The organism is Marinobacter sp. NFXS11, from assembly GCF_040148675.1.
In the GTDB taxonomy this organism is placed as follows: domain Bacteria; phylum Pseudomonadota; class Gammaproteobacteria; order Pseudomonadales; family Oleiphilaceae; genus Marinobacter.
Genome location: NZ_JAGDDV010000004.1, coordinates 89,160 through 101,170 on the forward strand (window position 1 = coordinate 89,160; position 12,011 = coordinate 101,170).

At 57.4% G+C, this 12,011-nt stretch carries 10 protein-coding genes and 1 riboswitch; of the genes, 3 read left to right on the plus strand and 7 right to left on the minus strand.

Annotated features, from left to right (window positions below):
- Positions 1 to 71: 71 nt before the first annotated feature.
- Positions 72 to 464, minus strand: a complete 393-nt coding sequence (gcvH, locus tag J3362_RS19105; RefSeq protein WP_008170823.1) for a glycine cleavage system protein GcvH — start codon at positions 462 to 464, stop codon at positions 72 to 74.
- Between the two features lie 46 nt (positions 465 to 510).
- A complete protein-coding gene (locus J3362_RS19110) occupies positions 511 to 1,401 on the minus strand; it encodes a LysR family transcriptional regulator (protein ID WP_349521802.1) in 891 nt (296 codons plus the stop codon).
- Positions 1,402 to 1,520: 119 nt separating this feature from the next.
- Here J3362_RS19110 and metE point away from each other — a divergent pair, with 119 nt between their 5' ends.
- Positions 1,521 to 3,800: a 5-methyltetrahydropteroyltriglutamate--homocysteine S-methyltransferase gene (metE, locus tag J3362_RS19115; protein WP_349521803.1), complete on the plus strand. Its 2,280-nt coding sequence runs from the start codon at positions 1,521 to 1,523 to the stop codon at positions 3,798 to 3,800.
- On the opposite strand, the gene cpdA is transcribed toward metE, so the two are convergent.
- From cpdA to thiC, 4 genes are all read right to left on the minus strand, one after another.
- Positions 3,794 to 4,600, minus strand: a complete 807-nt coding sequence (gene cpdA / locus J3362_RS19120; protein ID WP_349521804.1) for a 3',5'-cyclic-AMP phosphodiesterase — start codon at positions 4,598 to 4,600, stop codon at positions 3,794 to 3,796. The genes metE and cpdA overlap by 7 nt on opposite strands.
- A 202-nt stretch (positions 4,601 to 4,802) precedes the next feature.
- On the minus strand, positions 4,803 to 5,288 hold the full coding sequence (locus J3362_RS19125) for a DUF1249 domain-containing protein (protein WP_008170830.1): 486 nt from the start codon (positions 5,286 to 5,288) through the stop codon (positions 4,803 to 4,805).
- The gene (locus J3362_RS19130) at positions 5,288 to 5,905 is read right to left on the minus strand and encodes an NUDIX domain-containing protein (protein ID WP_349521805.1); all 618 of its coding nucleotides are present in this window, start codon (positions 5,903 to 5,905) and stop codon (positions 5,288 to 5,290) included. The genes J3362_RS19125 and J3362_RS19130 overlap by 1 nt, the downstream gene beginning before the upstream one ends.
- Positions 5,906 to 5,966: 61 nt before the next feature.
- Positions 5,967 to 7,844, minus strand: coding sequence for a phosphomethylpyrimidine synthase ThiC (gene thiC / locus J3362_RS19135; RefSeq protein WP_349521806.1), 1,878 nt, complete (start codon positions 7,842 to 7,844; stop codon positions 5,967 to 5,969).
- A gap of 88 nt (positions 7,845 to 7,932) precedes the next feature.
- Positions 7,933 to 8,055: riboswitch (TPP riboswitch) on the minus strand.
- Between the two features lie 181 nt (positions 8,056 to 8,236).
- On the opposite strand from thiC, the gene J3362_RS19140 reads away from it, so the two are divergent.
- Complete coding sequence (locus J3362_RS19140; RefSeq protein WP_349521807.1) at positions 8,237 to 9,619, plus strand: TolC family outer membrane protein; 1,383 nt, start codon at positions 8,237 to 8,239, stop codon at positions 9,617 to 9,619.
- A gap of 47 nt (positions 9,620 to 9,666) precedes the next feature.
- Here J3362_RS19140 and waaA read toward each other — a convergent pair whose 3' ends face one another.
- A complete protein-coding gene (waaA, locus tag J3362_RS19145; RefSeq protein ID WP_349521808.1) occupies positions 9,667 to 10,920 on the minus strand; it encodes a lipid IV(A) 3-deoxy-D-manno-octulosonic acid transferase in 1,254 nt (417 codons plus the stop codon).
- 121 nt (positions 10,921 to 11,041) lie between these two features.
- Between waaA and lpxL the strand changes: the two genes are divergently transcribed.
- On the plus strand, positions 11,042 to 11,989 hold the full coding sequence (gene lpxL / locus J3362_RS19150; RefSeq protein ID WP_349521809.1) for an LpxL/LpxP family Kdo(2)-lipid IV(A) lauroyl/palmitoleoyl acyltransferase: 948 nt from the start codon (positions 11,042 to 11,044) through the stop codon (positions 11,987 to 11,989).
- Positions 11,990 to 12,011: the final 22 nt, after the last annotated feature.

Here is a 12,011-nt window from a genome sequence, read left to right on the forward strand (position 1 = left end):
GCGTACAGGGACGTATTCACAGCGTGTTTTGGAAGGCCCGCCCCGTCAGGCCAGCCTCCCAAGCGGAAGTGTTATTCCTCGGCCGCCACATGCTCCGCATAAGCTGTAGAATCCATCAGGCCATCCAGCTCACCAGCATCCTCAAGCCGCACCTTGTAAAGCCAGCCGTCACCGTAGGGATCTTCGTTGACCTTCTCCGGCTCGTCCTCGAGGCTCTCATTCACCTCGATAACCTCACCGGTCACCGGGCTGAACACATCCGAAGCCGACTTCACAGACTCAGCGACCCCGGCTTCCTCTCCTCCGTTAACCGTTGCGCCCACATCCGGAACACCGATGTAGACCACATCACCCAGTTGCTCCTGGGCAAAATCCGTAATACCGACAGTCGCCGTGCCGTCATCTGACACGCGAACCCATTGATGGGTCTCAATGTATTTAAGGTCTGCGGGTATCTCACTCATAGTCTGGTTTCCTGAACGAATTTTTTGCGCAGTTTAACTGAAGAGGTTAATTCCAGCGAACCTCACTTGCCAGCTTCATGAACGAATTCAGGTAATCCACCTCCCGATCCCGCTCACGAAGTCCCAAAAAGATCTGTTTCGGAATCCCCGTCTCCCCCAGCTGCACCGGCCGAACCGAAATCCGGGTACTGTAATCCTCGACCAGCCAGCGTGGGAGCGCGGCCACCCCGCGCCCTGCCGCGACCATTTGCAACATGATATCGGTAGTCTCGATGGTTTTATGCCGCGCGGGACTGGCATGGGCCGGAAGCAGGAACCCCGTATAGATATCCAGCCGTTCGATTTCCACCGGGTAGGTGATCAGGGTTTCTCTCTCCAGATCCCCGGGTTCAGCCCAGTCCTTGTCCGCCAGAACATGGTCCGCGGCAACCACCAACACCTGCTCGTAGTCGAACACCGGCTCGAAAACCAGACCCGGGCGGTGCAAGGGGTCCGGAGTTACCAGCATGTCGATGTCGTGACCAAACAGGGCGCCAATGCCGCCAAACTGGAACTTCTGTTTTACATCCACATCCACCCCGGGCCAGCCTTCCAGATAGGGTCCGACTACTTTCAACAGCCATTGATAGCAGGGATGGCACTCCATTCCGATACGTAGCGTGCCACGCTGACCCTTGGCAAACTGACCGATCAGCATCTCCGCATGCTCCATCTGCGGCAGCAGTCTGTTGGCCAGTGAAAGCAGGTATTCCCCCGACTGGGTCAGTCGCAACTGGCGCCCTTCCCGCACCCAGACGTTGGTACCCAACTGGTGCTCCAGCTTACGGATGGAATGGCTGAGGGCAGATTGCGTCAAATGCAGGCACTCGGCGGCCGCCGTCAAAGACCCCTGCTGATTCACTGCCCGGAGAATTTCCAGATGGCTTCGCTCGATCATTAACACCCTTTGCATGACTAATATTCATCGATTGCTGAAATAATACCATTATTCTTCATTACGCCAGGTGGATATTCTGCACTTCCTTCAAAATCACAGAATCAAGCAGAGGACACACCATGGTAACCACCCACAATCTCGGCTTCCCACGAATCGGGGCCCGCCGCGAACTGAAGTTTGCCCAGGAAGCCTTCTGGAAAGGCCGGATAAGCGAAGAGGATCTTCAGATTACCGGTGCCGATCTCCGGCGCAGGCATTGGCAGAACCAACACCCACTGGACCGAGTGCCCGTCGGAGACTTCTCCTTTTACGACCAGATACTGGATATGGGTGTCACCCTGGGCAACCTGCCTGAGCGGGTGAACGACACCCAAGGCAGCGAACTCGACCGTTATTTCCGGGTAGCCCGGGGGCGCTCCGGGCAGGAATCAGCCTGCTGTGGTGTTCAGGCGGGGGAAATGACCAAGTGGTTCGACACTAACTACCACTACATTGTGCCGGAGTTCCACCAGCACACCCGTTTCCAGCTCAATGCCGACCGACTGATCGATCAGATCGACGAGGCACGAGCCCAAGGAGTGACACCAAAGCCGGTGATTATCGGCCCCGTCACCTATCTCTGGCTTGGCAAAGCCAAAGACGACAGCGACCGACTGTTGCTGCTGGAGTCGCTACTGCCCGTATACTCAGAGCTTCTGGACCTGTTAGCAGACCGTGGCGTTGAGTGGGTTCAGGTAGACGAACCCGCGCTTGTGACCGACCTGGACGCGGACTGGCGCCACGCCTTCAGCCTCGCTTATCACCACCTCAAGACCAGCACTCCGAAGTTGTTGGTAACCACTTACTTCGGTGAATTGCGAGAAAATCTACAGCTGGCCTGCGAATTACCCGTGGCCGGATTGCACCTTGATGCCATTAGTGCCCCACAGGAAGTCGCCCGGGTGGTCGACTGGCTACCGCCCCACAAGCAACTTTCTTTGGGCGTCATCAATGGCCGAAATATCTGGCGATCGGATCTGGAGAAGACCCTCGACTGGCTCGAACCGGTCTATGAAAAATTGGGGAATCGTCTCTGGCTCGCGCCATCCTGTTCACTGATACATGTGCCTGTCGATCTAACAAGTGAAGACAAGCTGGACCCGGAAATCCGCAGCTGGCTGGCATTCGCCGTTCAGAAACTGGATGAACTGAAGACTCTCGCCGCAGCCTTGAATAATGGAAGGGCGGCCGTTCGCAAACAACTGGCGGAATCGACGGTAGCCGTCAACAGCCGGAAAACATCCGAACGAGTTCATAGTGCTTCTGTGCAGGCCCGTCTCGCCGACGTCAGCCCGGCACTCGGTCAGCGGCAAAGCCGTTTCCCGGACCGCATCGCCATACAGCAACGGAAGCTTGGCCTACCCCGCTTCCCGACAACCACCATCGGGTCCTTTCCCCAGACACGGGATATCCGCCAGACCCGCTTGCAGTTTCGAAAGGGTGAGCTAACGGAGCCGCAATACAATGCCCGGATTCGCGAAGAGGTTCGTCGCTGCATTGTCGAGCAGGAGGCCCTGGGGCTCGATGTGCTTGTTCACGGCGAAGCCGAGCGAAACGACATGGTCGAATATTTCGGCGAACAACTGGACGGCTATGCCTTCAGTCAGTTCGGGTGGGTTCAGTCCTACGGCTCCCGATGCGTGAAACCACCCATCCTGTTCGGAGACATATCTCGCCCGAAAGCCATGACCGTCGAGTGGATCCGCTATGCTCAGTCGCTCACGAAAAAGCCTCTGAAGGGCATGCTGACCGGACCCGTCACCATCCTCAACTGGTCGTTCGTGCGGGACGACCAGCCACGGCGGGAGACCTGCCTTCAACTGGCACTGGCCATCCGGGAGGAGGTGCTTGATCTGGAGGCCTCGGGCGCCCGAATTATCCAGATCGATGAAGCAGCCCTTCGGGAGGGATTGCCGCTGCGGCAATCCGATTGGAAGAACTATCTGGACTGGGCCATCGAGTCATTCCGGATATCTGCCAACGGCGTTCGAGACGAAACCCAGATCCACACCCACATGTGCTACTCGGAGTTCAACGACATTATCGAAGCCATCGCCCGGATGGACGCTGATGTGATTACCATCGAGACCTCCCGGTCGAATATGGAACTTCTCGATGCCTTCCGTGGTTTCCATTACCCGAACGAGATCGGGCCCGGAGTCTATGACATACACTCACCGAATATTCCCGACAGCGAGCAGATTCGATCACTGATGATAAAGGCGGCAGAGCGGATACCAGCAGAGCGGCTATGGGTGAACCCGGACTGTGGCCTGAAGACCCGTCAGTGGGAGGAGGTCCGCCCTGCCCTGAAAAGCATGGTCGACGCCGCTCGGGAACTCAGGGAAACTATTCAGTAACCGGAACTGTTCTGATCCAGCTCGAACTGGAAATCTTCGGCCCGGCAGACTTCCGTTGCGAAGTCGCCGGAATCGTGGAATTCGAACCAGCGGTAACCGGGCGGTAAATCCTCAACCGAAAACTTGCTGGAACCGGAGGTGAACTGGATGCAGGTGGACGGCGTGGCCAACAACTGCACGCCGTTGCGCTCGCGCTCGTGCTCCTGATGGATATGCCCCCACAACACGATCCTGACCTGAGGAAATCGATCTAGCACCTGCCAGAACGCATCGCGATTGGTGAGGCCAATTTTCTCCATCCAGTCGGAGCCGATATCCACCGGATGATGATGAAGTGCAATTACTGCCGGTATGTCCGGATGTTGCTCAAGCGTCTCCGAGAGGAACGCCAGTTCGGATTCAGCCAGAGCGCCGAAAACCTTGCCGGGCACAGAGGAATCCAGCATCACAAACTGCCAGCCACCCTGAATCACGTGACGATCAGAAGCGTTGTACTCGCTAGAAACCTGGAGCAGGTTATCAATATGATCGTGATTACCAGCGATCCAGACTGAGGGACAGGAGAAGGACTTCAGGCTCTCACCAAAGACTCGGTAAGCTTCCACCGACCCGTCTTGAGCGAGATCCCCGGTAGCCAGAATCAGATCCGGCTGACCGTGCACTTTCAATACCTCTGCAATAACCGCCTGAAGGCTTTCACGGGTTCTAACGCCCAACAGATCTCCGTCGGCACGCGCCATCAGGTGCGGATCAGTCAGCTGCAGTACCCGCAGTGGCCGGTTTTTTTCCTTCGTGGTCATGGCGTTCTGGATCTACTCGCTGGCAATACGTGGTCTGATCACAAGTGTACGACGCCGATTCACAGATTTATCACTTTCGAATCGAACCCGGGTCACATTCTGGCAAGGCTTAGACGATATATTGCAATTTTTGACAACTATGGCACATCGGTGAGCCATAGCCACACCACTTTAGTACCGGGTAAGCGTGCAACGGGCCGCCTCAGTCGACGCCTTCGCCGGCAGACCAAGCTGCATGTTCCATGGGAAGGTGACCAAACCTCAGACAGTAATCCAGCCAATCGGCGAGAAAACCGTTGACCTGGACCTTTTCATCCGGATGGTGCATGAAGCGATTGGGGTAATCGTTGACGGGGGCAATCTGGCGATCACGGTAACAGCTGATCACTTCCGCCATGCTGGCGTCGTGGTAGACCCGTACGGTCATTTGAGGGTTGTTTAACCAACGACCGGAATTATGAACCTGCTCAAGCAACAGGGTTTCGGTGAACTTTGCTGTCTGGAGCACCTGAATCCGGACTCGTCCCAGGTAGTGGTTCTCCCGATGCAGCTCGAATTCGCACACGGGCTTGCCGTCCACTTCCAGCTGCCTCAGCTTACGGAGCCGTTGATAGTTTCCGTCACACAGGGCGCCGAGCTGCCTGAGATCCGGAACATACCGCCTGGGTTTCATGGTCCACTCGCCCATCACTGCCACCCCTTCCTCAAACGGGCCCGATTCAGCTCGAGCCACTGCAGGGCTATAATGGCGGCCGCGTTGTTGATGCGACCATCGTGGATCATCGCTATGGCATCGTTGGATGACACCACATGGGCACGGATATCCTCATGCTCATGTTCCATACCATACAGACCACCGGCATCTGCGGTGCTGACACGCCCGCAATAAAGGTGAATCATTTCCGTGCTGCCGCCGGGTGATACCAGGTAATCGCAGATTTTTTCCAACGGTTCAAAGGTGAGCCCGGCCTCTTCCTGGCCCTCCCGCTGGGCGACCTCCTCCGGGCTTTCGCCGTCTTCGTTCATCCCGGCTACCAGCTCCAGCAGCCACGGCGACTGGTCGCGGCCCAGGGCACCAAGACGGAACTGCTCAAGAAGAACCACCTCGTCCCGTTCCGGGTCGTAGGGAAGTACACAGGTGGCATCGCCACGAATAAAGAGTTCACGGGTAAACACCGGCATGTCCCGGCCGTCAAAACGCGGATGGGTCAACCAGAGCTTATCCATGCGGAAGAAGCCCTGGAAGACGGTTTCACGTTTTTCGACGTTGACGTCGTCGGCATTGAACTGGAACGGTTTGGCCATTTTTTGTCCGGTCGTTGAATCGACTTGGAACGATAGCCTTTAGTTGGGTATTACTTCAAGTTCAAACCTTGTCGTAAAGCTTGCTCCCGGATTCCAGGAACTCACGGGATTTCTCCTGCATACCGGCATCCACCGCGGATACCTCGTCCAGGCCGTGCTCCTTCGCATAATCCCGAACCTCCTGGGAAATCTGCATGGAGCAGAACTTGGGACCGCACATGGAACAGAAATGCGCCACTTTGGCGGACTCTTTGGGCAGGGTTTCGTCGTGATAGGCGCGGGCCGTATCCGGGTCCAGCCCCAGGTTGAACTGGTCCTCCCAGCGGAATTCGAAACGGGCCTTGGAGAGCGCATTATCGCGAATCTGGGCACCCGGGTGCCCCTTCGCCAGGTCGGCGGCGTGGGCGGCGATCTTGTAGGTGATGATGCCGGTTTTCACGTCGTCTTTATTGGGCAGGCCCAGGTGTTCCTTGGGAGTAACGTAGCAGAGCATGGCGCAGCCGAACCAGCCGATCATGGCAGCACCGATACCGGAAGTGATGTGGTCGTAGCCGGGCGCAATGTCAGTAATCAGCGGGCCCAGTGTATAGAACGGCGCTTCGTCACAGCATTCGAGCTGTTTGTCCATGTTCTCCTTCACCAGATGCATGGGCACGTGGCCCGGGCCCTCGATCATGCACTGCACGTCGTGTTTCCAGGCGATCTTGGTGAGCTCACCCAGGGTTTCCAGCTCGCCGAACTGGGCTGCGTCATTGGCATCGGCAATGGAGCCGGGGCGCAGACCGTCACCGAGGCTGAAGGACACGTCATAGGCCTTCATGATTTCGCAGATGTCTTCGAAGTGCTCGTACAGGAAGCTTTCTTTGTGATGAGCCAGGCACCACTTGGCCATGATGGAACCACCCCGGGAGACAATGCCTGTGGTGCGCTTTGCAGTCATGGGCACATGATGCAGGCGAACACCTGCGTGGATCGTAAAGTAATCCACTCCCTGTTCGGCCTGCTCAATCAGCGTATCCCGGAAGATTTCCCAGGTCAGGTCTTCGGCCACGCCGCCGACTTTTTCCAGTGCCTGGTAAATCGGCACGGTGCCGATGGGAACCGGGGAGTTTCGGATGATCCACTCCCGGGTTTCATGGATGTTCTTGCCGGTGGACAGGTCCATGATGGTGTCGGCACCCCAGCGGATGCCCCAGGTCAGCTTCTCCACTTCCTCTTCGATGGAAGAGCTCACCGCAGAGTTACCGATATTGCCGTTGATCTTCACCAGGAAGTTGCGACCGATGATCATCGGTTCGATCTCGGGGTGGTTGATATTGGCCGGAATTATCGCCCGTCCTCGAGCTACCTCATCGCGGACAAACTCCGGCGTAATTTCCGGAGGAAGATTGGCGCCGAAGGACTGGCCGGGATGCTGGTCTTTCAACAACCCCTGTTCCCGTGCTTCCTGCAGTTTCATGTTCTCCCGAATGGCGATGTATTCCATTTCCGGGGTAACAATGCCCTGCCGGGCGTAATGCATCTGGGAAACGTTTTGGCCAGCCCTGGCACGGAAGGGTTTGCGCTCATCCATAAAGCGCAGCGGGTCGAGCTGCGGATCTTTCATGCGACGGCGCGTGAACTCTGAGGAGTAACCGGGAAGTTGCTCCACATCGCCACGCTCCGTAATCCACGCGGCCCTTAAAGGCTTGAGCCCTTTGCGCAAGTCAATGGTCGCTTCCGGATCGGTATAGGGGCCGGAGGTGTCATACACCACAACCGGCGGATTCTTTTCACCGCCCATCTCGGTTGGCGTATCCTGCACGGTAATTTCCCGCATGGGCACCCGCAGATCGGGTCGGCTACCCTGAACGTAGATTTTACGTGAACTTGGCAGGGGTTTGATCGCGGCTGAATCCACCGTGGCGGAATCGCTGAGGTAATCAGGCAGGTTGGTCATCATTCGCTCCCGGAACAATTGTTGGATTTCGGGTCGCGTATGACGGAGCTTTCGACACGGATTCCCTCTAGGGAGAACACTGGTCAGGCAGCACTGTGGTCTTAAATTCCTACGCCGGTATTATCCGGATCAGGTCGCGGGTTCTGCGATGCAATCTCAGCCGGTTGCCTCCCATGATTCGGAAAGCAGACCAGCACCCCGTCAAGACGCGAATCTGTAATGCGTGACACCCAGAATGGGTGCCATTTGCAAGTGTAGAGCTGCGGGCAATTATTGTCCATAATGGCCAACCAGACCCGTCTGCCAATGAAAACGGGGAACATGCGTGCCCGCCAATCCGACACGCACCCCGTTTACCCGGCAAAGATGCGTAACCGTATTCAGGAGACACAATGAAGAAGCGATTGCTTTCAGGACTTATTGGCCTCATGGCGGCCCAGCCCGCCCTTTCCATGGATCTGGTCGAGACCTATGAGAAAGCACTGTCCTACGACTCCGGCATTGCCGCCGCGCGAGCAAGTTTTGAAGCTCAACAGGCGGCCAGCGATGTCAGCCAGAGCGCATTGTTGCCGCAAATTGGTGCCTTTGGTGAGGGCAACTACATTGATGTTGACGGGCCGAGCCAGGACAACAGCTATCAGGAACTGAATTACGGTGTCCAGTTAACCCAGCCACTATTTCGGGCTGACGCCTGGTTTCGCTATGACGCCAGCAAGTTTCAAACCGAATCGGCCCGGGCCGAATACAACCTCGCCCAGCAGCAACTGATCCTGGATGTTGCAACCGCGTACTTCAACGTTTTGCGGGCCCGGGACACAGTCACCACCGCCCGGGCAACCGAGGCCGCTATCCAGCGCCAGTATGAGCAGGCTCAGGAACGGTTTGATGTGGGCCTGATTGCCATAACCGAGGTCTACGAGGCGCGGGCCAGCTACGACGACAGCAAGAGCCAGCGCATTGCCGCCGAAAACCAGCTCAACGTGGCCCGTGAACAACTGGCGCGGCTGACCGGCGAGTATGCCGAGGAACTGGACAACTTGCGCCAGAATTTCCCCCTGGGCCGCCCGGATCCGATGGATCCATCTGCCTGGGAAGCAACTGCCCTGGAGCAGAACTGGTCAATCCAGTCTGCCCTGTATGATCTCAATGCCAACGAAGCCGGACTTCGTGAAGCCAAGGCCGGCCACTATCCGACGCTGGATCTGAACGCGTCCTACGGCAAAACAGACCTGAACGGAATTGACGGCTCGAACGCGCCGATCACAAGCCAGCAAGACGGTACCACCACTCGAGGAACCGTCGGGCTTACCCTGAATGTACCGCTGTACTCCGGCGGTGGCACTCAAGCAGGCGTCCGCCAGCAGCGCTCACTGGTAACCGTTGCCGAGCAGTCTTTGAACACCGTTCGCCGGGATGTTCGTGTAAACACGAGAAGTCTGTTTCTGACCGTCAACAATAACGTCGAAACCGCCTCTGCACTGGAGCAGACCATTGTCTCCCGGCGCAGCGCACTCGACGCGACCCGTGCCGGATATGAGGTGGGAACCCGGAACATTGTGGAAGTGCTGGATGCCGAGAGAGCCTATTACGTTGCCCTGCGGGATTACGCCAACGCCCGCTACGACTACGTGATTAACTCCCTTCAGCTTAAACAGGCCGCCGGCACCCTGAGCCCCCAGGACCTGATCGAGCTTAATAACTGGCTGAGCGCGGCTGCCCCGGGGATTGAGGCACTGGCCAACGAAGAAGAAACACTGGACGACCCGACCCGGTGACAGTGAGGGCGGGTCTACGGGCTCGCCCTGGCTTTTCGGGAGACAGGTCAGACCCGTTCGATAATGCCGTCAACTACCTTGTCGAGTGCGCCACGGTTCTTGTTAACAACTGCTAGCGCTCGCTGACCAATCGCTTGCCGTTCCTTATCGTCACTAAAGAGAGACGACACATGCGCGGCCAGATCATCTGCATCGGCAACGAGCTTAACGCCCCGATCGTCCAGCAAGCGTTGGTAAATGGTTTCGAAATTGAAGATGTGCGGGCCTGAAAACACTGGAATACCCCATCCGGCGGGTTCCAGGGGATTATGGCCACCGCGCTCAATCAGCGAGCCGCCAACGAACGCCAGGTCGCTGGCACCATAGAGCATCATCAGCTCACCCATGGTATCTCCGAGATATACCTGGGCCTTGCCGGGATCCTCTCCACGGGACCGACGGGCCAGTGCCAGCCCTTCCTTAACCGCCCTTTCCGCCACTGGCTCAAAACGGTCGGGATGTCGCGGAACCAGAATCAACAACGCCTTGGGATGATCTGCCAGAACCCTGCCATGGGCGGCCAGCAACTCATCATTCTCACTGCCGTGAGTACTGCCGGCAATCCAGACCGGCCGACCCGCCAGCTTCTGTCGAAGCGCCGCGGCCGCCGCTCTCACATCCTCCGGAATATCCACATCAAATTTGACGCTTCCCGTAACGGCCACTTTCGCCGGGGCAACTCCGATCCGGCGAAACCTCTCAGCGTCTTTTTCGGCCTGGGCAGCCACCCAGCTGATGCTGCGCATGATAGGCGCAGCAAGGCCGCGGACGCGCTCGTAACCGCGAGCGGAACGCTCTGACAGCCGGGCATTGATCAAAAATACGGGAACGCGGCGGGCCCGGCACTGGCGAATCATATTTGGCCAGATTTCGGTCTCCATGATAACCAGTATCCGGGGATTGGCGCGGTCGAGGAAGCGACGGATAGAACCTGGCGTGTCGTAAGGAGCATAGGCGTACTGGACTTGATCACCGAACATCTTGCGCGCTTGCGACAGGCCGGTGTCTGTCATGGCCGTCATCAGGATAGTAATGCCCGGGTTCCGGGCCAACAGACGTCGCACCATTGGCGCAGCCGCTATGGTTTCACCTACCGAGACAGCATGGACCCAGACAACCGTACCACTTGCCCGCGGTACGATGCCCAGGCGCTGGTACCAGTTACGCCTCAGCTCCGGAGCTCGGCGTCCGTGCCACCATAGGCGCAAGAGGATGAACGGCAGGAACAGCCTAATAAGCTGGGAATAGATAAATTGCAGCACACAGGACTCCGGGCAAAACAGTGCGCTATCATAGCGCAAAACCTATTGATTTGCCTCCGATTGATCGCCAGTGCCACGGTGCCAGAATCAATCGACCAAGACCTCGCAGGACCTGCATTACGTGAAAAAGAAATATCGCAAATTACCGCGAAACACAGACTACTCGGCATACCGCCATCCGCGCTGGTGGCCTACCTGGCTGGGCATTTTCCTGATGTGGTGTGTGTCCCGGCTGCCGATACGCGTTCAATGGTGGCTGGGCAAACTGGCAGGCCTGCTGGCCTTCCGCCTTGCCCGAAGTCGTCGGGACATCGCGGAAGTGAACATCAGGCTTTGCTTCCCGGAGCTCACCAGTGTTCAGCAATCGGCTCTGGTTCGGAAAGCGTTCATTGCCAATGGGATTGGCTTGCTGGAGCTTGGTATTGCCTGGTTTCGTAACCCGGCCAAACTGAGGGGCATCACCAGAGTCCACGGCCTTGAGCATTTTGAGGATGCCCTGGCCGGTGGCAAAGGCGTCTTATTGCTGGGGGGTCATTACAGCACCCTGGATCTGGGCGGGAGCCTGGTAACCGAGTTCATTGAAGCCGATGTCATGCAGCGGGATCATAACAACCCGTTGATGAACGCAGTCATGACAAGGGCCCGGGAACGCCGCTATGGCACCGTGCTCGGCGCCAGAGACCTGCGAGGCCTGTTCCGCAGCCTGAAGAAAAACCGGGCAGTCTGGTACGCCACGGACCAGGATTACGGTCGCAAGGATATTGTCTTTGCACCGTTTTTCGGAATACCGGCGGGCACCATTACCGCCACCTCCCGGATTGCAGAACGCAGTGGCTGCAAGGTGGTTCCGTTCAGTCATTTCCGGCGTGACGATGGGCCGGGTTACGACATTTACTTCCACCCGGCCCTCGAGGATTTTCCCAGCGGCGATGATCTTCAGGATGCAACACTGATCAACCAGACTATCGAGCGAGAGGTGCGGCGAGCGCCGGATCAGTATCTCTGGATGCATCGACGATTCAAGACCCGCCCGGACGAGAATGACCCCGGCTTCTACAAACGCCGGTAACGCAGAACCCTGGCAATACGGA